Annotated in this window: 24 protein-coding genes and 1 rRNA gene; 2 read left to right on the top strand and 23 right to left on the bottom strand. The window is 29.3% G+C overall.

The features are described 5' to 3' along the window. From EIH23_RS13165 to yabG, 21 genes are all read right to left on the bottom strand, one after another. Positions 1-347 (bottom strand): 16S ribosomal RNA (locus EIH23_RS13165); the annotation flags it as partial. 259 nt (positions 348-606) lie between these two features. After that, positions 607-792 carry a hypothetical protein gene (locus EIH23_RS13170; protein ID WP_122640850.1) on the bottom strand — a complete coding sequence of 62 codons (186 nt, stop codon included), beginning with the start codon at positions 790-792 and terminating at the stop codon, positions 607-609. Between the two features lie 263 nt (positions 793-1055). Further along, positions 1056-2567: a lysine--tRNA ligase gene (gene lysS, locus EIH23_RS13175; protein WP_122640852.1), complete on the bottom strand. Its 1512-nt coding sequence runs from the start codon at positions 2565-2567 to the stop codon at positions 1056-1058. A 15-nt stretch (positions 2568-2582) separates the two neighbouring features. Continuing rightward, complete coding sequence (greA, locus tag EIH23_RS13180) at positions 2583-3062, bottom strand: transcription elongation factor GreA (RefSeq protein ID WP_122640854.1); 480 nt, start codon at positions 3060-3062, stop codon at positions 2583-2585. Between the two features lie 91 nt (positions 3063-3153). Next, a complete protein-coding gene (gene dusB / locus EIH23_RS13185; RefSeq protein WP_122640855.1) occupies positions 3154-4128 on the bottom strand; it encodes a tRNA dihydrouridine synthase DusB in 975 nt (324 codons plus the stop codon). A 213-nt stretch (positions 4129-4341) separates the two neighbouring features. After that, a complete protein-coding gene (locus EIH23_RS13190; protein ID WP_122640857.1) occupies positions 4342-5112 on the bottom strand; it encodes a type III pantothenate kinase in 771 nt (256 codons plus the stop codon). A 17-nt stretch (positions 5113-5129) separates the two neighbouring features. Next, complete coding sequence (locus EIH23_RS13195; protein WP_122640859.1) at positions 5130-5729, bottom strand: ECF transporter S component; 600 nt, start codon at positions 5727-5729, stop codon at positions 5130-5132. Positions 5730-5878: 149 nt separating this feature from the next. Then, positions 5879-6844, bottom strand: a complete 966-nt coding sequence (locus EIH23_RS13200; protein WP_122640961.1) for a P1 family peptidase — start codon at positions 6842-6844, stop codon at positions 5879-5881. Next, entirely contained in the window at positions 6837-7814 is a 978-nt protein-coding gene (locus EIH23_RS13205; protein ID WP_122640860.1) for a biotin--[acetyl-CoA-carboxylase] ligase, read from the bottom strand. The genes EIH23_RS13200 and EIH23_RS13205 overlap by 8 nt, the downstream gene beginning before the upstream one ends. Before the next feature lie 53 nt (positions 7815-7867). Further along, a complete protein-coding gene (gene ftsH / locus EIH23_RS13210; RefSeq protein ID WP_122640862.1) occupies positions 7868-9841 on the bottom strand; it encodes an ATP-dependent zinc metalloprotease FtsH in 1974 nt (657 codons plus the stop codon). A gap of 32 nt (positions 9842-9873) precedes the next feature. Next, positions 9874-11259 carry a tRNA lysidine(34) synthetase TilS gene (tilS, locus tag EIH23_RS13215; protein WP_122640864.1) on the bottom strand — a complete coding sequence of 462 codons (1386 nt, stop codon included), beginning with the start codon at positions 11257-11259 and terminating at the stop codon, positions 9874-9876. 186 nt (positions 11260-11445) lie between these two features. After that, entirely contained in the window at positions 11446-11856 is a 411-nt protein-coding gene (locus EIH23_RS13220; RefSeq protein WP_122640866.1) for a DUF1934 domain-containing protein, read from the bottom strand. Positions 11857-11925: 69 nt separating this feature from the next. Then, positions 11926-12735 (bottom strand): glutamate racemase, encoded by an 810-nt coding sequence (gene murI, locus EIH23_RS13225; protein WP_122640868.1) that lies wholly within the window; start codon positions 12733-12735, stop codon positions 11926-11928. A 13-nt stretch (positions 12736-12748) separates the two neighbouring features. Continuing rightward, positions 12749-13816, bottom strand: a complete 1068-nt coding sequence (locus EIH23_RS13230; protein WP_122640869.1) for a D-alanine--D-alanine ligase family protein — start codon at positions 13814-13816, stop codon at positions 12749-12751. Between the two features lie 137 nt (positions 13817-13953). Next, positions 13954-14466: a cell wall hydrolase gene (locus EIH23_RS13235; protein WP_122640870.1), complete on the bottom strand. Its 513-nt coding sequence runs from the start codon at positions 14464-14466 to the stop codon at positions 13954-13956. 31 nt (positions 14467-14497) lie between these two features. Further along, positions 14498-15154: a stage II sporulation protein R gene (gene spoIIR / locus EIH23_RS13240; RefSeq protein ID WP_122640871.1), complete on the bottom strand. Its 657-nt coding sequence runs from the start codon at positions 15152-15154 to the stop codon at positions 14498-14500. An 87-nt stretch (positions 15155-15241) separates the two neighbouring features. Continuing rightward, positions 15242-15922: a GntR family transcriptional regulator gene (locus EIH23_RS13245; protein ID WP_122640872.1), complete on the bottom strand. Its 681-nt coding sequence runs from the start codon at positions 15920-15922 to the stop codon at positions 15242-15244. Further along, complete coding sequence (gene ispE, locus EIH23_RS13250; protein ID WP_122640873.1) at positions 15915-16796, bottom strand: 4-(cytidine 5'-diphospho)-2-C-methyl-D-erythritol kinase; 882 nt, start codon at positions 16794-16796, stop codon at positions 15915-15917. Before ispE ends, EIH23_RS13245 begins: the two co-directional genes overlap by 8 nt. 110 nt (positions 16797-16906) lie before the next feature. Then, positions 16907-18457 (bottom strand): DUF3794 and LysM peptidoglycan-binding domain-containing protein, encoded by a 1551-nt coding sequence (locus tag EIH23_RS13255; RefSeq protein WP_122640874.1) that lies wholly within the window; start codon positions 18455-18457, stop codon positions 16907-16909. 97 nt (positions 18458-18554) lie between these two features. After that, entirely contained in the window at positions 18555-18788 is a 234-nt protein-coding gene (locus tag EIH23_RS13260) for a Veg family protein (protein WP_207734783.1), read from the bottom strand. Between the two features lie 187 nt (positions 18789-18975). After that, a complete protein-coding gene (gene yabG / locus EIH23_RS13265) occupies positions 18976-19836 on the bottom strand; it encodes a sporulation peptidase YabG (RefSeq protein WP_122640877.1) in 861 nt (286 codons plus the stop codon). 172 nt (positions 19837-20008) lie between these two features. Here yabG and EIH23_RS13270 point away from each other — a divergent pair, with 172 nt between their 5' ends. After that, the gene (locus tag EIH23_RS13270) at positions 20009-20911 is read left to right on the top strand and encodes a PfkB family carbohydrate kinase (RefSeq protein ID WP_122640878.1); all 903 of its coding nucleotides are present in this window, start codon (positions 20009-20011) and stop codon (positions 20909-20911) included. Further along, positions 20905-21660, top strand: a complete 756-nt coding sequence (locus tag EIH23_RS13275; RefSeq protein ID WP_122640879.1) for a pseudouridine-5'-phosphate glycosidase — start codon at positions 20905-20907, stop codon at positions 21658-21660. The genes EIH23_RS13270 and EIH23_RS13275 overlap by 7 nt, the downstream gene beginning before the upstream one ends. 84 nt (positions 21661-21744) lie before the next feature. Here EIH23_RS13275 and EIH23_RS13280 read toward each other — a convergent pair whose 3' ends face one another. Continuing rightward, positions 21745-22242 (bottom strand): SEC-C metal-binding domain-containing protein, encoded by a 498-nt coding sequence (locus EIH23_RS13280; RefSeq protein WP_122640881.1) that lies wholly within the window; start codon positions 22240-22242, stop codon positions 21745-21747. A gap of 83 nt (positions 22243-22325) precedes the next feature. Further along, the gene (locus tag EIH23_RS13285; RefSeq protein ID WP_122640882.1) at positions 22326-23033 is read right to left on the bottom strand and encodes a UPF0489 family protein; all 708 of its coding nucleotides are present in this window, start codon (positions 23031-23033) and stop codon (positions 22326-22328) included. Positions 23034-23207 lie beyond the last annotated feature (174 nt).

The raw sequence follows: 23207 nt of genomic DNA on the forward strand, positions 1-23207 counted from the left end.
CCACTGCTGCCTCCCGTAGGAGTTTGGACCGTGTCTCAGTTCCAATGTGGCCGATCACCCTCTCAGGTCGGCTACTGATCGTCGCCTTGGTAAGCCGTTACCTTACCAACTAGCTAATCAGACGCGGGTCCATCCTATACCGCCGGAGCTTTGATATTTTTACCATGCGATAAAAATATGTTATCTCGTATTAGCGTACCTTTCGGTACGTTATCCGTGTGTATAGGGCAGGTTACCCACGCGTTACTCACCCGTCCGCCGCTCACTTCCGAAGAAGTTCGCTCGACTTGCATGTGTTAGGCACGCCGCCAGCGTTCATCCTGAGCCAGGATCAAACTCTCAAATAAAAGTTGTCCATCGCTCAGCTAATCATTATCTGAATATCTGGCTTGGTTGTTTGTGTTTTAATTCTTAAATAAGAATTAGTTATATAAATTAACCTACTGTTTAATTTTCAAAGTTCATTGTTTCGACTTAATTATCTTACCAAGTTTTTATTTCTTAGTCAAGACTTTTTTTCATTTTTTCTTAAGCCGTTTTCCTTTTTCTTAAGGACAAGTAATACTATATCACCTAAATTTAATATGGTCAATACTTTTTTTAAATTTATTTTGCAATTTTATTACTATAAATATGTTCACTCGCTATAACCCTTGATTTCCCAACACTTCTACGGCTTATTTTATTACTCATTTTATTTATTTTTATTACATCCTTACATAAATATATCATCATTTCTAACACCAAAAAACTTACAGATATATAACATATCCAATTAATAATTTGATACATATAACTACCCCCAACAAGATTTTTTTATTATTTATTCTAATTTAATATTCTATTTTCCTTCTTAAAAATTTCTTGTTTTATCAATTTAATCCTCTTATTATTTACATTTTTTATCATATTATATATCTGTTTTTGTAGTTTATTAATTTTTAATAATATTTTTAATACTTACAGCGCACCTGACATGTATAATTTTTTAGATAAATTTCTAAAAAAAGTTGTACATCACTTTAGTGACATACAACTTTTTAAATATAATAATATTATTCTTCGTCTGCTTTTTTATTTTCTATCGGTTTCATCGTAGGGAACAATAATACATCTCTTATAGATGTTGAGTTAGTTAATAACATTATTGTTCTGTCTATTCCGATTCCTAATCCACCTGTAGGAGGTAAACCAACTTCTAATGCATTTAAGAAGTCTTCATCCATATCACAAGCTTCATCATCGCCTAATTCTTTCTTTCTTAATTGATCCATAAATCTTCCTCTTTGGTCAATTGGGTCATTTAATTCTGAGAATGCATTACCTAATTCCCACCCATTTGCAAATGCTTCAAATCTATCTGTTCTTCTTGGATCATCTACACTTCTCTTAGCAAGAGGTGATATTTCAACTGGATGATGAGTTATAAATGTAGGTTGTATTAGTTTATCTTCTCCAAACTCTTCAAAGAAAGCATTAATTACTTCCCCTCTTCTCATTCCTGGAGTTATTTCTATACCTTTTTCTTTAGCAACAGCTAAAGCTTCCTCATCAGTATTTATTGTAGAGAAATCTACACCAGAATACTCCTTTACACATTCTTCCATAGTCATTCTTCTCCATGGTGGTGTAAAATCTATTTCTGTACCTTGATAGTTTACTACCATGCTACCTGTAGCAACTTCAGCCATATGAGATATAAGGCTTTCTGTTATCTCCATCATGTCAGTATAATCTGCATATGCTTGATATAATTCCATAGCTGTATATTCTGGGTTATGCTTTACAGACATACCTTCATTTCTAAACATTCTTCCCATTTCATAAACTTTATCAAACCCACCAACTATAAGTCTCTTTAAGTATAACTCATTAGCTATTCTTAAGTACATAGGTATATCTAGTGTGTTATGGTGAGTTATAAATGGTCTAGCATTAGCTCCACCAGCTATAGTATTTAGTATAGGAGTTTCAACTTCTAAGAAACCTCTTTCATCTAAAAACGATCTTAGCGCTTTAAGAGCCTTAGTTCTAGTTAAAAAAGCATCCTTTACTTCTGGATTAACTATTAAATCAACATATCTTTGTCTATATCTTAAATCTTGATCTTTTAAACCATGATACTTTTCTGGTAGTATTTGTAAAGACTTTGATAATAAAATTACTTCATTAGCCTTTACTGATATCTCTTCTTTTTTAGTTTTGAATACTTCACCTTCAAGACCGATTATATCACCTATATCATATGTAGAGAATATAGAATATTCTTCTTCACCTATTCTATCTAACCTAACATAACATTGGATTCTTCCTTCTTGATCTTGTATATCTATAAATCCTGCTTTACCTTGTATTCTTTTGCTCATTATACGACCAGCTATCTTAACTATCTTACCTTCCATCTCATCGAAGTTATTTTTTATAGCCATTGAATTGCTTGTTCTGTCATATCTACTTTGGTGGAAAGGATTTCTACCCATTTCTTGTAGCTTAGCTAGTTTGTCTCTTCTCACTTGAAGAACTTCACTAAGATCTTCTTGTAATTCAACGTGTTGATCTTTATTCATTTTTCTTCCTCCAGCTTATCTTCTTATTTCTAATATTTTAAACTTCGCTGTTCCATCTGGAACTTGAACGTCTACTTCTTCTCCTACTGATCTCCCTAAAAGGGCTTTTCCTACTGGAGATTCGTTTGATATTTTACCATCATATGGATCTGCTTCAGCTGAACCTACTATTGTATATTCAACTTCTTCATCAAACTCAACATCTTTAACTTTTACTATAGAACCTATAGTAACAACATTAAGATCTATCTGACTTTCATCTATGATAACAGCTTTTCTTATCATATTTTCTAGCTTCATTATTCTTTCTTCAACTTGGGCTTGCTCATTCTTTGCTTCATCATACTCAGCATTTTCAGATAAATCTCCAAATGATATAGCTACCTTTATTCTTTCAGCAACTTCTTTTCTTCTAACTGTTTTAAGTAATTCTACTTCTTCCTCTAATTTGTCATAACCTTCTTGAGTTAAAAGTATTTCATTTTTTTGTTCCATAACCCCACAACTCCTTTGTTAAATTAAGAATTTCCATTTATTTTAAAATTCTTTATATCTACTTTATTATGCGGTATATTATAAGTCACTATTATACTAATGTCAAGGCATCTTCCATGTACTCATCAAGCCTTCTTATAACATCTTCATAACTTGTTATTTTATTGATTTCATCTCTCACTTTAGCTGAACCTTTTAAACCTTTTAGATACCACGCTATATGCTTTCTCATTTCCCTTACAGCTACATACTCTCCATGTTCTTCAACTGCAAGATTTAAATGTTTCTTAGCTGTATTTATTTTTTCTTCTAGTGTAGGTTCTGGTAATATCTCTCCAGTCTGCATATAGTGATTAATTCTTTTAAATATCCATGGATTACCTTGAGCCCCTCTACCTATCATTATAGCATCACACTTTGTTTTTTCTAGCATGTTCTGAGCATCTTCTACAGTAAAAACATCTCCATTTCCTATAACAGGTATGTTAATTGCATTCTTTATTTCTGCAATTATATCCCAATCAGCTTTACCTGAATAATACTGTTCTCTAGTTCTTCCATGTATAGCTAATGCGCTTATTCCACTCGCTTCTGCTATTTTTGCTATTTCTACAGCATTTACACTGCTATCATCCCAACCTTTTCTTATTTTTAAAGTAACAGGTTTTGTTGAGTTTTTTACAACAGATTTTAAAACTTGTTCTGCTAACTTAGGATTTTTCATAAGCGCAGATCCATCACCATTTTTAACTACCTTAGGCGCTGGACATCCCATATTTATATCTAATATTTCATTTGGATATTCATTCATTATTTGTGCTGCTCTTCCCATAAATTCTGGGTCCGACCCAAATATCTGAACTGCAATAGGATGTTCTTCTTCTTCTATCTTTAACATTTTCTTTGTATTTTCATCATCATAACATAAAGCTTTCGCATTTATCATCTCAGTATACAACATACCACAGTTTTGTTCCTTACATATTAGCCTAAAAGGAAGGTCTGTAACGCCTGCCATAGGTGATAGGAATACTTTATTTTTTAACTCGACATTCCCTATTTTCATTTTGTCTCTCCTTCATAGTTTTCTATATTTTAAATCATTATTTCTTTACCACAAATATATAATTATAAACTTTTCAATTATACCATTTTTCATTATGATTGTGTTCATTTGATTAAATTAATATACAATTCACATAGTATCTATTCAAATAAGTATATATATATTATCATAAAAAAGGAACTGGATTTTTGCTCCAATTCCTATCTAAATATTTTATTCTTTATTTTTTTCATATATAACCCTTAAACCTTCTAGAGTTAAAAATTTATCTACATTATCTATACTATTAGTTTCAGATGCTATTAAAGGCGCAAGACCTCCTGTAGCAACCACTCTTACTGGTCCACAGTTTAACTCATCTTTCATCATAGATATTATTTTATCTACTAAACCTACATATCCATATATTATCCCAGATTGCATCGCTGAAACTGTAGTCTTACATATTGATGTTCCAGGCTTTAGTAACTCGACTCTAGGTAATTTTGATGCTCTTTGGAATAGAGCTTCACTAGATATTTTTATACCAGGAGCAATTGTTCCTCCTAAGTACTCACCTTTATCTGATATGGCACAGAACGTCGTTGCAGTACCAAAATCAACCAATATTAGTGGATAACCATATTTTTCTATGCCAGCAACAGCATTTACAATTCTATCTGCTCCAACTTGCTTAGGGTTATCATATTTTATATTTAATCCAGTTTTTATTCCTGGTCCTACTATCAATGGTTGTTTGTTACAGTATTTTATACAAAAATTTTCAAGAGAATGCATTACATTAGGTACAACCGAAGATATTATAACATCCTTAATTTCATTCATATCAATATTTTCATATTTAAATAAACTACTAATTAATATACCATATTCATCAGATGTTTTTTCTTTATCTGTGTTTATTCTCCAATCCTTAACTAATTCTTTGTCTTTATATATACCTAATACCATATTGGTATTTCCAACGTCGAATACTAAAAGCATTTATATTAACCTTCTTTCTATTTTTTGCTTTTTTTAAGTACAGCAACTACAGCCGATACAACTAAAGCTCCACCTAAGGCTTCTGCTATACCATTAGTTGTAGCTATTCCTAGTAAAAGTGTTTTAGCTGCTCCTGCACTTTGCCCTAAAGCTTTTGCATACTCTGCTGCATAAAGCACATATATCATTCCTAATACTCCAATTGTATTAGTAATAGATGCCATAGCTCCTGCTATCAAACCTGATACATAAGTATTTTTTATTAGTTTCATAGATAGCCTAAAAGAGTAACATCCTACTAAACCAATAAAAATCCTTGGCAATACCGAAACTAATGGATTTATAAATACAAATCCTGTAATTCCTGCCATACCTGCCATTGCTCTAAACATACTAGTAAGACCAAATATAAGTCCTACCGTAGCTCCTACTATAGGCCCTTCTATAATTCCACCTATTATAACAGGTATACACATTGTAGTTATTGCTAAGGGACCTATTTGTATGTACCCTAAGGGAATCATCGATAGCATAATCGATATTGCCGAAAGCAGACTTATAATAGTCATTCTTTTAACATTTACTTTCTTTCTTGCTGATGCTTGTGAGTTCATCATAAAATACACCTCCGTTCCAGCTCATAAAGATGCCGGACTTCTAATTTTTTAAGTTTTTACTGAATATCTTCTCTTGATATTAGTCAGGCTCCTAATTAGGATGCCAGCTGTAACACAATAATTTTATCAATGTGATATAGCATTGTCAACTAAACTTGTAATATCGGCATATCTTTATATGATAATATATTTTTTACACCCGAAGCATTTTTTATAGCATTTATAATACTCTTTTCAACCACTTCTACAGCAAGAGAACCTAATAGAGTTATATCAGTTTCAATTTCTCCTGTTGCCATTGTGAATATAGTATCTCCATCATGAGATGTATGTATAGGAAATATCGCTTTTGCATAACCATCATGAGCCATTTGAGATATCTTCTTACATCCAGCCTTATCTAGTTTTGCGTTAGTAGCTACTATACCTATAGTTGTGTTATCTATACTAAACCCACCTTTACTTATCCCTTGTTTCATTAGTTCATAACTATTTAATACTCTGGTTTTAGAATCATTTAAAACACCAGCTATTACTTCACCATTTTCATATACATCTCCAAATGCATTAACTGCAATCAGAGCTGAAACAACCAGTCCATTTTCTAGCTTTATAGAATAGCTTCCTATTCCACCTTTCATAGCATATTCAGGTCCCTTTATCTTTCCTACTGTAGCTCCACACCCAGCTCCATAATTCCCTTGATTTAAAACAACATCACTTGCCATTTCACAAGCTTTGTAACCCATTTTTTTATCAGGCCTACATTTAGGATCTCCTGTTGCTAGATCAAATAATACCGCACCTACTACTATAGGTACTTTAGCAACTCCAACGTCAAATCCTATATTCCTTTCTTCTAAGTATTCACTAACTCCACAGGTTGACTCTAAACCAAATGCAGACCCACCCGAAAGAACTACAGCATGTACTTTTTGTATTAAATTTACCGGATCTAATAAATCCGTTTCTCTAGTACCCGGTGCTGCTCCTCTTACATCAACACCACATACCGCACCCTTTTCACAAATTACAACAGTACAACCCGTTAATCCATTTTCATCTTCAACCTGTCCTACTTTCAATCCTTTTATATCTAGTATGTTATTATACATATCCATGCTCACCTCTTATCGAAATTTCGCCCGAAATTGCTTCAGTAATAGTGCCATCTTGCTTTTTAATAACTAAGTTACCTTCTGAATTTATATCAATGCATTCAACAAGTTCTTTTTCATCATTTTTTATTATATATATTTTTTTATTTAAAACAACTGAGTAGTTTTTATATAATTCAATTATATTTTTGCTATTTCCATCAACTATATACTCAGTATAGTATTTTTCTAACTCACACAATATTTCTCTTACAATATCAACCCTCGATACCTTATATCCTTCTTTATATAAAGATGTTGCTATATTTTCTATTTCATTGGGAAAGCTTAAGTTTTTTATATTCATACCTATTCCTAAAATAACATAGTTAACCCTTTCTATTTCAGCTGATAACTCAGTTAATATACCACAAAGCTTTTTCCCATTTAATATTATATCATTAGGCCACTTTATTCCTACGGTTACACCTAAATTATTTAATGCTTTTGCAATACAACTTCCAGCTAAAATCGTTATAAAAGGTGCTTTATAAGGTAATACATTCGGCTTTAATATTATACTCATCCATATTCCCTCATATGCTTTAGAATCCCATATTCTACCTAACCTACCTCTACCTTTACTTTGTTCTTCACTTATTACTACAGTTCCGTCAATTTCTTCTGAGGCTATTTTCTTTGCATAGGTATTTGTAGAATCTATAGTTTCAAAATGTATAATATTTTTACCTATAAATCTTGTATCTAACCCATGAACTATATTTTGAGAACTCAATAAATCTTTAGGCTTTTCTTTGAGTCTGTATCCTTTTTTATTAATCGATTCTATATCATATCCTTCTGCTTTTAATGATTTAATATGCTTCCATACAGCGCTTCTCGATATACCTAACTGTTTTGATATTTCTTCACCTGATATAAACTCTTTATCATTATCCAAAATTATATTTATAACTTTTTCTCTCATTTCACACCTCATCACTTATATTTTACAAAAAAGAACCCTATATAGGGTTCTTTTTATTCTTTATCATCATTTTTAAAATCTCTTCTCAATTCTATTACATTATCATCTTTCATATCTTTAGATTCTTCTATAACATTATATTCCTCAGTTATAGCATCTTCTTTACTTACTTTTGAAGCACCTTCACTAGCTGAATCAACATCTAAAGGTAATTCTTCATTAAATGCTTTAATAAATTGATCTGAATCTAGAGTTTCATATACTAATAAAGCTTTTGCAACATAATCTAACTTCTTCATGTTTTCTTGTAGTATATGTCTACATTCTCTATATGCTTTATCAACAATACGTCTTATTTCTTTATCTATTTCAGAAGCAACCTCTTCAGAATAATTTCTCTTAGTTGCGAAACTATTTCCTAGGAATACTTCATCATCATTATCTCCAAATACCATAGGTCCAAGTTTTGAACTCATACCATATTTAGTAACCATTCCTCTTGCTATAGAAGTTACTCTTTCTAAGTCATTAGAAGCTCCAGTTGATATATCTTCCATAACTAATTCTTCAGCAACTCTACCACCTAGAGCCATTACAATTGTTTCTTCCATCTCTAACTTTGTACCATACATTTGATCTTCTTTTGGAAGAGGTTCTGTAAATCCTCCAGCTCTACCTCTAGGTATTATTGTAACTTGATGAACTGGACTTACATTTTCTAGTACATGCATACATATTGCATGACCTGCTTCATGATAAGCTGTAAGTTTTCTATCTTTCTCACTTATAACTCTAGATTTTTTGGCTACACCAACCATAACTTTTGTTATAGCTTCTTCTATAGTTTCCATATGAATCTTTTTATCTCTTCTTCTAGCAGTTAATATTGCTGCTTCATTCATTATATTTTCTATATCAGCAGGTGTAAATCCTGGTGTTCTTCTTGCTAAAACATCTGGCTTAACATCTTCTGACAATGGTTTGTTCTTAGAGTGAACTTTGAATATCGCCTCTCTACCTTTAACATCTGGTGCTCCAACAACAATTTCTCTATCAAATCTACCTGGTCTAAGTAACGCTGGGTCTAATATATCTGGTCTATTTGTTGCTGCCATTATAATTATACCTTGATTAACACCAAATCCATCCATTTCAACTAGTAATTGATTTAAAGTTTGCTCTCTTTCATCATGGCCTCCGCCAAGACCTGCTCCTCTTTTTCTACCAACAGCATCTATTTCATCTATAAATATTATAGCTGGAGAATTTTTCTTTGCTTGTTCAAATAGATCTCTAACTCTTGAAGCTCCTACCCCAACAAACATTTCAACAAAATCAGAACCACTTATACTAAAGAATGGTACACCAGCTTCTCCAGCAACAGCTCTTGATAAATATGTCTTACCTGTACCAGGAGGACCCACCATAAGTATACCTTTTGGTATTCTAGCACCTAGGTCTATATATCTTTTTGGATTTTTTAGGAAGTCTACAACTTCTTGTAAATCTTCTTTTTCTTCTGTTAGTCCTGCTACATCCTTAAATGTTACTCTTGTTTTTTCGTCATCTTTATGAACTTTAGCTTTTGATTTACCAAAGCTCATAACTTTTCCGCCTCCACCTTGAGACTGATTCATAAATATAAACCAGAAAATTAACATCAGGAATAATATAAGTACACTTGGTAGCATATCAACAAACCATGGTGTTGATGGTTTTGCTTCTCCTCCAACAACTAATTTGCCATCCATTGCTTGTTGTAGTACTGTGTCAGCAAATTTATCCCCCATTATTTCCTCAGGTATGTATGATGTAAACTTCTTATTTGTATCTTTTATAGTTCCTTCTACTGCAGTTTGATCTATAAAGTGTAAGCTTAATATGTTTTCGTCAGTTAACTCCTGGTAAACTTGAGAGAAATTTAGTTGTTCTACTTCTTCAGTTGGTGAACCAGAAAATTGAACTATACCTACTATGATTATAAATATTAGCAGATAGAAACCTGCTCCTTTTAAAAGTTTGTTCAAAAGAAGCCCTCCTTTCATAAGTTGTTTTTATTCTATAGTTTCTTAAAGCTAACCTTTAAGACTTCTTTTGTATCTGAATCGATTTTATAATTTTCGCTGTGTCTTAAATCACCAACACTTAGTATTCCTTGCTGATCGGCAATTACAGGAATTTTACTTCTATCCTCTTTTGGCACTTTTATGTCAATAAATAAATCTTTAATTTTTTTACTTCCTCCAGAAAGTTTAATTTTATCTCCTGCTTTTCTGTTTCTTACAACTATACCCCCTTTTATTTTATTAAAATCAAACCATTTGCATGATTTATCTGATTTACTCATTTTATATTTATCTACACTTATTACTTGTGTCTCGATAACCATACCTATTTCTTTTACTTTGATAAATCCATTGCTAGGTATATTATAGCAAAATTCTATGTCTTCAATAACAATTTCTTTAGTTGTTATTATTAAACTATCTTTTTTTCTATATACAAATACACCTCTTGGTAAATTTATCATTTTATCAATTTTAGATTCATCTTCTAATTCAATAATATCATCTATATGCCTTTGATCTATAAAATTTGTATCTCCTAATATGTGCTTGATAGAATTTCTTAAAACTCTAACTTTAATAGAATTATGTAAATTAATATATTTATTTAGTTTAAGTTCTACACTATCGCTTTTTAAATTAGATACTTCATTAAATTTATTTACTGCCTCAGTTTCTATGTAATCATTATCACTTCTTAAGCTATTTCCCATCCTTACTATAGATTCTATTACATTAGAGTTAAAATTATCCTTCATATAAGGTATGAGTTCTAATCTAATTTTATTTCTAGTATAAATACTTTCTAAGTTTGTTTGATCTATCCTAGGATTTAATTTATTTTGTTTACAATACTCTTCTATATCATATCTTTCAACATCTAAAATAGGTCTAATTATAACACCATCTCTAATATATTCTATTCCTTTTAATCCTTGAAGACCAGTACCTCTCATCATACGCATTAATATAGTTTCAGCTTGGTCATTTAAATTATGACCTATTGCTATCTTATTAGCTCTAGTATTATTTTTTATCTCATAAAACATTTCATATCTAAGCTGTCTTGCCCCTTCTTCTATTGATACTCCATTTTTTTCACAATATTCAGGAACATTTATTGACTTTATAAAGAATGTTATTCCTAACTCTTCACAAAGCTTAGAAATATAAAAAGCATCTTTTTGAGCCTCTATACCTCTTATTTGATGATTCAAATGAGCTGCATAAATCTCTAAATCCCATTCCTCCTTCATCCTATTTAAAATATGTAATAAACAAACAGAGTCTGGACCTCCAGATAATCCAACTACAATCTTATCACCCTTTTGTATTAATTCATATTTATTTACAGTACTTAGTACTTTCTCAAATATCATAATTATACCTCATTACTATTTTTTTAACTTTTACTATAAGTAGTTTCTATAAAAAAACCATAAACCCTTGTATCATTTTTAATTAAAGATATAAAAGATTATATAGATATAATAATACCAAATAAATTAAATAAAAGGTAGTATTTTAACTACCTTGTATAAAATTTATATCTATTTATTTATCTCTTATTTTTCTACATTTATAGTTATCTTATTTCTTCCGTTAAACATATCATTCATTTTTAAATTATAGTCTAACTCAATTTTAAAATTATTTTCACTATTATTATCTACATCTAAATGCTTAGTATGTGTTTCTATTAAAAATAAACCGTATGGAGTTTTATAATTACTGGTATGAACCTTTCCTTTTTCAAAAACCATAGTTGAATTACTTGCTCCAAATCTCTTTATGGTTATTTCTTTTTTAGAAACCTTTATGCTTGTTGTAATTTCTACACCTTCATTATCTTCTTTATACATTAAATATGTAGCATCATTTTTTTCATGTAGAGTTCCTACAGTATTCACATTAATAATATCTATTTTACTATGCTCATCATACTGAATAGTGTTTATATTGATTTTTACATCCATAGTAAATTTTCCTCCTAAAAATATAAACTTTAGATATAATTATATCTAAAGTTTATACTATTTAATAACTTAATATTTTTGTATATCTATTTTCTTTACATCATTCATCTCTCTTTTTAAAAACTGCTGACCTATACTAACAAATTTTTCCGGTATGTCTGATACATAATACTCATATGTCGAATTATTACAATCCTTAGATCTTAGTATATTTTTTTGCGTTAGTATAATTTCTAAATCTTTTGCAGTTTCTTTTGCAGGATTCACTAATTTAATGTTATCTCCTACAACTGATCCTATAGTTCTTTTTAATATAGGATAATGAGTACATCCTAAAACTAATGAGTCTATACCTTCCACTAGTAGATCATTTAAATACTCTTTCGCTGTTAAGTATGCTACTTCTGTATTCGACCACCCTTCTTCAATTATAGGAACAAATAAAGGGCATGCCTTAGAAACAATTTTAATATCTTTATCTAATTTTTGTATTTCTAAATCATAAGACTTGGAGCTTATAGTACCTTGTGTCCCTATTACACCTATAATCTTATCTCTTGTAGAATATACAGCAGCTCTTGCACCTGCTTCGATTACACCAATAATAGGTATATCATATTTTTGCTTTGCTTCTTTTAAACTTCTCGCTGTAGCCGTATTACATGCTATAACTATAGCTTTTACATTTTTAGATATCAAAAAGTTTATTGCCTGAAAAGTATACTCAATTATAGTATCCTTAGATCTAGGTCCATAAGGAACTCTTGCTGTATCTCCAAAATAAACTATATTTTCATTAGGTAAAACTTTTATAATCTCTTTTAAAACAGTTAATCCACCTAAGCCTGAATCAAATACACCTATAGGTCTATTATCCATATTAACACCTACTTTACTTTTTTGTATCTAATGCTAGTTCTATAAGTTTATCTATTAGTTTAGAATATCCTAAACCTGTAGCTTCCCACATTTTAGGATACATGCTTATATTAGTAAACCCTGGTAATGTGTTTATCTCATTTATAAATATTTTTCCTGAATTTTTATCTATAAAGAAGTCTACTCTTGAAAGACCTTTACCATCTAATGCTTTAAATGCTTTTATAGCCATACTTCTTATATTTTCCATATCATCTTCACTTATATTAGCTGGTATATCATAAGTTGATGATCCATTTATATACTTATCTTCATAATCATAAAAATCTTTAGCAGGCTTTATTTCTCCAGCTATAGATGCTTCAACTTCTTCATTACCTAATACAGCAACTTCTATTTCTCTGGCATCTATACCTTGCTCTAAAACGATTCTAGAATCATATATTAATGCTTCATTTATTCCAGCTAAAAGTTCTTCTCTATTTGTAGCTTTCGATATACCTACACTAGAACCTAAGTTTGCAGGCTTAACAAATATTGGGAAATTTAATTTACTTTCAATTTTGTCTAGTTCATCTTCTTGCCTACTATTAAATACCCATCTACTTGTAGAACAGTACTCAACTTGTGGTAATCCAATCTCTGAGTATATAGTTTTACAAATAAGTTTATCCATTCCCGTACTAGACGCAAGAACCCCACAACCTACATATGGTATTTGGCTTATTTCAAATAAACCTTGAACGGTTCCATCTTCACCATATGGTCCATGTAATACTGGGAATAATACATCTATCTTTTTTACTATTCCATTTTCAAATAATATGCCAACTTCTTTATTTCCCATTGGAACTAGATTTATTTCTACATTTCTATTAGCTAATTCAACCCATTTACCACTCTTTATATCCTCTGAGTTTCCTTCATAATATAACCATGTTCCTTCTTTAGTTATACCTATCGTAAATACATTATATTTATCTTTATTTATATTTTCATATATAGAAGCTGCTGAAGATAATGAAACTTCATGCTCTCCTGATTTTCCTCCAAATATTAAAGCTACATTAAGTTTTGCCATAATTTTTATCCCTTCTATTTAATAATTATATTATTAATTTTTAATTATATTCAATTTGTTATCTAAATGATTATTATAGTGTATTTTAACAAAAAAATAAAGAAGCAAGGCTTCTTTATTTTCAAATGCATAATGAACTATTTTGCGAATACATGATTTCCTATTCTCATATGCGGGTTAAGCTTTTGAATCCATTTACACGTAGAAATTTCTGGATTCCAAAAGTATACAGCTTTTTCAGTTGGATCCTCTCCATATAAAGCTGCTTGAGCAGCTTTATATGCTTCATCAGTTGGATTCATATTTATTGATCCATTTTTCACTACCGAAAACGCATTTTTTTGATATATAACATCTTCTATTGAGTTTGGAAACCTCGAATCTTTTACTCTATTTATTACAACAGCTGCTACAGCAACCTGTCCTTCATAGCTCTCTCCTCTAGCTTCACTTGTTACCAATTTTGATAACAATAAAATTTCTTCATTAGTTAAATTTATTACGGCCTTTCTTTCTTCTTTTTTATTTGTCTTTACAGCTGGTATTGATTTATCTTCAAAATCATCCCCTTCTGCAAAACCTTTACTAGTGCCAATAATTATGCACATAAAAACTAGTAGAGATACTATAATTTTATAGCACCTATCCATAGTTAAATTCACTCCTTTTTTTGATTGATGATTAAAATATCCCCTTCATAACTTCTACTATCTTGAATTTAAATTTAACAACACTTTCCTCTTCCTTATTTTTAGTGGTAATTAATTTGTATTCATCTTCACTTAATATAGACTGTAGTTTTTCATCTGTAGCCTCATCTATTACTCCATTTTCTTCATCTACAAAACATAATGGAGGAAACATTACACACCACCAGTTTTTACCTGTACCGTTTCCTATTACAACTTTTAATGCCTTATACTCTCCTGCAGGCAAAATAACGTTAGAATATTGTTTTGTTGGAAAGTTACTATATTCAATTCCTACTTTAACATCATAGCTATATCCATTAGCCTCTATCGTTTCTTTGCCTATTTTGTGTAAATTCTCATACTCATTGATTATTATATTTTCACTTTCCTCTATACTTTTTGAGTTTCCCAACTTTGGTTGTAAATAACTTATAATTTCATCTCTTACTTTTAATTTTAATTCTTGATCCTCATCACTATCACTGTTAGCTATAACATGAAATCTTATCAACTTTTCTTTGTAACTTTCTGTACTACTATCTATTTTATCAACTTCACCTTTTATAGATATAGACATTATTGAAATAATGCCTATAAAACTTAAAATTAGAATTACCAATCTAGTTTTTATTATTCTCTCTTTCATATTTTATATCCCCCTAAATATTTTACTATTTTGAGTATCTCCATTTTAGAGGAATTTATACAATAAAAAAAGAAGGTTTCCCTTCTCTTATAACTCTTTATTATTTACTGCTTTATCTATCATGAAATGCTCTGCATTTTCTATATGTTCCGTAGCATATTTTTTAGCTAATTCACAATCCCCTTTTTCAATCGCATCTAATATATTTTGATGCTCCTCAACTATACTTAAAGATGAATCGTAATCTGATATGTATGTTACTCTAAATCTATACACTTGTTCCCATAAAGAATTTATTACTTGATGTAGCTTTTTATTATTCGCGGCTTTAAATATACATTCATGAAACTCAACATCTTTTTTTAATAAAGTTTCTATATCAGAATTTATAGTACTTTCTTTAAATTCTTCTGCTATTTTCTTTAATTTTTTTAAGTCTATATCACTTATTCTTTCCGCTGCAAGAGATGCTGATAACCCTTCTAAGCTAGCTCTTACTTCTAATACATCTATTACGTCTTTTAGAGACATATTTGCTACATATGCTCCCTTTCTTGGTAGCATAACAACTAAACCTTCTAGCTCTAATTTTCTTATTGCCTCTCTAACTGGTGTTCTACTAACACCTAATTGTTCTGCAAGTTGAACTTCCATTAATCTTTGACCTGGTTTTAAGTTACCTTCTAGTATAGCTTCTCTTAAGTTTTCAAATACTACATCCCTTAATGGTTTATAATCATCTAAATTTAATTTAGTTAAATTATCCATTAATTTCAACTCCTTTCTCACTACTATTAACTACATATACTTGTTTATATTTCTTCAGTAATTCCTTTTTCCCTTTTAAAGCATCTTCCTTATTTTTGTATAAACCAAATACAGTAGGACCACTTCCGCTCATCATAGAACCTAATGCCTTATTTTCATTCATAATTTCTTCTATTTCTTTTATTTGAGCATGATTTTTACTGGTAACTGCTTCAAGTACATTTACCATATTTCTTGATATAGAATCTATATCATTGTTTTTTAAACATTGTATTAAGTATTCATTATTAGGCCTAATTTTGATATTACTTAAGTCTAATCCCTCGTATACCTCTTTTGTCGAAACAAATAACTCTGGCTTGCAAACTAATATACTAACATCTTTAGGTAAACCTTTTATGTATGTAAGCTCTTCTCCGACACCTTTAGCTAAAGCCGCATTTCCTACTATACAAAAAGGTACATCCGCTCCTAATTTAAATCCAAGTTCTTGTAATTTTTTATCCGATAAGTTTAAATTCCACATCTTATTAAGACCTACTAATACTGCTGCTGCGTTAGAGCTACCTCCAGCCATTCCTGCTGCTATAGGTATATTCTTTTCTATAAAAATTTCAACTCCCTTTTCTATAGAAAAAGTACGTCTAAGTAGATCTACAGCTTTATAAACTATATTATCTCCATCTAATGGAATATCTGAGCTATTACTGTTTATTATTATGTCATTATTATTAACTTCTTTAATTTTTATGATGTCGTACAGGTCTATTGTCTGCATTATCATTTCGACTAAATGATATCCATCCTGTCTTTTACCTAGGACATCTATTGATAAATTTATTTTTGCCCTGCTCTTTAATTCTATAGAATTCATTTTAGCCTCCTTTATATATCGTATAATGCATTCCTATTTATAAATATTATACTACAAAAAATAAAATAATAGGGCATTATAACACCCTATTATTTTATTTTTATATAATATTAATCAACCATAACTACTTTCTTCTCTAATATTAAGCATTTTCCTGGTTTTAATATATCATCATCTTTTAAATCATTAAGTTCAGAAATTTCTTCTTCTGTTGTATTATATTTTTTAGCTATATTCCAAAGACTATCCCCTTCTTTACATATATAAACTATAATGCTTGGTGCCTTTGATAAATCATAATCTCCGCAATCTTCACCTTTTATTATAAAACTTTCTGATTTTTTATCTATTACTTCTATGAATCTGTTAACTTTAACAGACACATCTATTTGGTCTCTATTTAAATCAACTTCTACTTTTTCTATGCATACTGTATTGAATACAGACGAAGTATCTGATAAACCATCAACTTCAACATCGTGTTCAAACGGTATTTCTTCACTTATTTTATATACGATTTTTAATCCTTCTACAGGAACATATAGTATATCCATTTTTATTATACCTTGTATTATGCTTTTACCATCTTCCATATATGCATTTTCGATTGAAATTGATGGGCAAACACTTACAATATCTTTTATTTGTATATCTTCATTATCATTTTTTATAGTATCCCTAACTACAAAACTTTCTGTATCACTAGCTAATACTTTGTTTAGTTCTATTAATCTATGATCAAACTTAAGTACTTTTTGTGGTGAGTATGCATCTTGTAATACTTCTCGTGCAACTTCATCTGTCACTTTTACTTTACTACTTATAGTACAATCAATTTCTAATATACCAGTATTGCTATCACCATTTTGCTTAAATATATAATTAAAATCATTTATAGATAGTAATGTTTCTTCATTCATACCATCACAAACCCCAGGAACCTCTATAAATTGAGTAAAATCAATATCTACTTTATCTAGTTCTACAAGCTCTCCATCATAAGTGCATGCAAGAGGATTTATATCTAGTACACCACCAATTATAACCTTATTATCACTAACTCTACTTTCTTTTATTCTTACATATGGATTCACACTTATAATTGATTGTACTTCCTCTGTATTTATAGTTATTGTATCTCTTATAACACTCTCTGATTTTTCTATACCCACTATATCTTGATAACTAACTTCTTTTCTACTTTTTTGTATTCCCTCTACTTGAGATACATCTTTTACTATATCTAGTCTTTTCTTTTCAAATAGGCTACCTTTTATATTGATCAAAGCTCCTATTCTAATCTTTCTCTCATTCATTATTGTACAATCAACATGTTCTATTTCAGGGTATAACATATACTCCATGTCTTGAGTAACATTATCTTTGTCTATTACCTCATTTATGTCAATTTTACCATCTACATTTGAAATAGTATTCTTATCATCAGCTATATAAATCACATTATAATTAAAACTACCTCTACACACTACTTTCCCATCTGCAATTTCTATTTTTTTCAGAGCTATGTACCCCTCTGTTTTTACAATGTCATACACATCTGATTTTTTATCTGGCACTACTGCCTCTAACTCTATAAATGTTTGAAATTTTCCAAAGTCCATTCTATTGTCAATCTTTATAACATCTTTTATTAGTTCCATATTTGTCCCCCTTGTATATAAAAAATATAAGTTATCACACTATATTTATATTTATAAGACAAAAAAAAAATTACACCTATTTTTAATAGGTATAATTTTAACTTGCGTTTAATTTATCTTTCTCTCTACCTTTATACACTTGTAACTTAACATTAGCTGTTAATAAATCTGAATAACTATAAGATACTCTTGAGTATCCATTTTGACTGTCGTCTAATCTTACAACAAATACACTAGGATAAACTTTTTCAAGTACTCCCTTTCTTGTTATAACTTGTTTTCTCCCCTTGTTAGCCTTTAGTATTATCCTCTTTCCTAAATGTCTTTCCAAACTTGATCTTATCTTATCTTATCTAAAGTTTGAACAGTAGCCACAATATCACCTTCTTTAAACGTTTGTATGTTTACATAATACCATGTTTTTATTTAATTGTCAAACGTTTAAACTAATAATTTTATATATTTTTTAATAAAAAGTCAATAGTATTTTTTAAGAATACAGTATAATATTGTTTTTTTTAGTATAAAATTGTTTTTGGCATAGCCCATCTAAATTTTCCTCTTGTTTCTGAACCACCAATTCCTTTATATCCAGTGACTGTCTGTTCTATAACTTCATCGATTGGTACAACAACATCTATTCTAGAGCAGGCTATTTTTTCTACTATAAATACTGGGTCTAGAGCATGAATCATTATTCTACCTGGTGAACTTGCATAGTTAGCACCTGATTTTATTATTTGTTCATAATTTGACTGACACGCTCCTGCAAATATTACAAGATTATCCACATTTGGTTCCCACTTTCTGGCTTCTTTAACAGCTTTTATAAAGTTTAATGAATTTCTATAATTACTTAAGTCCTTTATATTTCCTTTTTTTGATGTAAGTGCATCGTGACCTGTAATTACCAATATATCTGGATTATGCTTTTCTAAAAGACTTCTTACTTCTTTATATTGGTTTGCTTCAGATATAGAAACTCCAACAGCTGGTATTCCTAATTGAGTGTATACATCTAGGCATATCTTTAAATATTCTTTATCTCCATCTATTTGAAGTACTTTACCTGGCATTCCATACATATTAGTATTTGATTGAGCTTTTGGTAATCCCCTCATATTTTTCTTTTGTCTTTCTCTAGCCTTTTTCACTGATCTATATAATAAATTTTCTACATTTCTATCTATTAAAATATCATTCATATCAGGCATCTGTACAATTTCTAGATCTTCTAAATATGCATCTGCTAAAACCCTAAATGCAACCCCTTTTAATACAGCTATTTTTTTATTATTTTCATCTATATTAAACCCAACTATCTTAAATATAATATCTTTATTATATGACTTTCTCGCTACTATATCCCCTATTTTCATGACTGTCCTCCCAAGCAAAATTTATCTTACTTTATAATATGTCCATCAATGTTTTTTGTTCCTTATTGATGAATATAAAACATTTTATTGTTGAAAAATAGAAAATATGGTGATAACATATTTTGAAACCAATACTTATAAAAATAAGTAATTATCTATTTGGGGTGATAATATGACTGACAGAGAAAAAGAAATTTTAAGTATCTTAAAAAAAAATCCATTAATATCTCAAAAAGAACTTGCATCCATACTTTCTATAACTAGGTCTTCCGTTGCTGTACATATAACAAATCTCATGAAAAAGGGTTACATTAAGGGAAAAGGATACATAATAAAAAAAGAAAACTATATCACTATAATTGGAGGTTCTAGTATAGATATTGAAGGGATGTCAAACAATAAACTAGTAATGTTTGATTCGAATCCTGGAAAGATAAACCTATCTGTAGGTGGCGCTGGTATGAATTTAGCTGAATATATTCGTAAATTAGGATTTAATACAAAACTTATATCTGCAATTGGAAATGATTTGTATGGTAATACAATTTTATCAGAGTGTAAAAGTTATGGTATAGATGTAGATGATTGCTATATATCAAGTGATGATTCAACATCAATATATATATCAATATTCAATAATTTAAATGATATGCAACTTGCTATATCTCATATGGATATTACAGAGAAAATCGATGTTAATTTTATTAATTCAAAGCATTCAGCTATAAGCGATTCTATTGCTATTATACTAGATACAAATTTACCAGAAAAAACTATAGACTTTATAACAAAATTCTACTCTCATATTCCAATTTTAATAGACACTGTATCTTCTTCAAAGTGTATTAAAGTTAAAAATATGGTTGAAAGATTTGATTTTATAAAATTAAGTCAAAGTGAAGCTGAGATACTATCAGATATAAAAATTTATAATGAAGATGATATATCTAGATGTTGCAACTATTTTTTAAATAAAGGAGTAAAGCGTGTATTTATAAAAATAGGAAAAGATAAATTTATTTCATCGGATGGAATTAACTTAGAAGAAACATTAAAGGAGCTATCATTATGTTAGAAAAATATTTAAACATACATCCTGAAGTTCAAAAATCAATCTCTTTTGGCTACCCAGTTGTAGCCTTAGAGTCTCATTCAATCATCAATACTACTAATTACCCTAAGAATATAGAAGTTTCAAATAAAATTTGTGAAATTATAAGAAATAATGGGGCTATACCTGCTACAACTGCAATTATAAATGGAATATTAAAAGTTGGACTTACTGAAGAAGAACTTAATATTTTATTAACTAACAGTAAAACTCAATCAGCAAGTATAACTGATTTACCATTTGCTATATCTCATAGTTTAACATGTACTACAACACTATCTTCTGCTATAACAATAGCTAACCTAGCAAATATAAATGTACTTCTTACTAATAAGATAAATGGAATTTTTAAAACAAACTATAATCAGATACAAGTTCCATCTGATTTACAAAAACTATGTTCTAATGAAATTTTTATTATATCTAATAAAGTAAACACTGATATGGATTTAGACATTACATTAAATTACTTAGAGTCTCACAATATAATAGTTTTAAATAACAAAGCTGCAAAATATAAAATAAATTCTACATCTGAAATTTCAAAAATTTTTAAAATAAAAAAGGACTTAAATCTTGATGGTGGTTTTTTGATAATAAATTCAAATCTTATTGTAGACAGCGATGAAAATTCCCACATAAAACAACTTTATATTAATGCTGAATTAGCCTCTAAAATTGCTAGAGATATTTCACTTATATGCAAAAACTAAAAGGGTACTTCTCAGTTGAATTACTAAGATATTATTTCTTAATACTTCAATGAGAATACCCTTATTTATTCCATTATATTCAAATTATTTTCCACAACACTTCTTATATTTTTTACCACTTCCACATGGACAAGCATCGTTTCTTCCTACTTTGTCTTCTTTAACTATAGTCTTAGAGTTTTTGAAAGCCTTAGTTAATTCTTTTCTCTTCTCTACAGATAATATTCCTTCCCAACCTGGTAAAGTATGTAACCAGTGTGCTTCTACAGCTACCATGTTGTAGAATAATTTTTCGAAATCTATTTTAACAGTAACCTTAGTGTCAGCTTCTATAGATTCTAAATCTATATCTTCTTGTAAGCTTTCACTTATTCCATCTAAGAATCCCATTATGTATTCATTTGAAGTATTGAATTTTTCAGCTAACTCAGCTACAGTTCCTTCTAATACTTCTATTTTGTCGTTTAATATTTCATTGTATATAGTTGTCTCTACCTTTAAGTACTCTTCCCAGAACTTTATTTCAGCTTCTTGGCTGTCATGGTTTTCACTTAAAGATCTCCATTCAGTAAATAAACTCATGTTTGAATCCTCCTAAAATTTATCTCTTTTTTATAATATAAATTACTTAAATTTCTAACTTATACTATAGTATAAATAATTAACTATTCTATTATATCATAATTAAATAATTCTTTTAATACTTTTATAGCATAGTCTTGCTCTATAAAGTAAGGACTGGTAGCTATGGTTATAACTTTCGCACCTTTTATAAGGTCTTTTATTTTATTTAACCTTAAGTCATAAGGTATATAATCCATATCTTTTGAGAATATATCTAAATCTATATCTAGTATATATTCTCCATCTATATTTATATCAAATCCATATGAACTATCTATTATTATAACCTCAGAAAAAATACCATATTTTAAAGCCGGCTTTATAAAGTTACCCACATTTAAAACTTTATTTGTATATCTAAATACATCTTTCATATTATATAAATCTACATCATAATTTATAGGTTCTCTCATATCCTTATGTTGATCTACATGAATTAATTTGCATCCCTTAGTAAAATGATTTAGATTAAGACTTTTCATCCAAAAATAAAGTGCATGATTGTGATTATCAAAAACATATACATCCTTATCACCTATATTACAGTGAACCATGTTTTTTAAGCCTTTAGCCTTTATTTCATTACCTTCATCAATCTCATTAAATACAATATTTTCACCTAAAACAACATCATTTAAAGTTCCTTTTATTAGTTTTGGAATAAATATCTTCTTATTTTCTCTTTCATCATAAGAAAAAACATTGTTTCCAACAGGTTCTTCAATATAAAATCCCACATAATTATTCATACTTAATTCCTCATTTACATACTAAAGTTTTTATTATTTGATTAAACTATTATACTATAATAGTTTAATCAATATTTATATTACTTATCAAATATATTATTATTTTTAAACTTCATATCTTAAAATAAAAATAGAGCATCTATAAAGTTTATTTTTAAATATATAAACATAAAG

The sequence above is a fragment of the Romboutsia sp. Marseille-P6047 genome, from assembly GCF_900604535.1.
GTDB lineage: Bacteria > Bacillota > Clostridia > Peptostreptococcales > Peptostreptococcaceae > Romboutsia_E.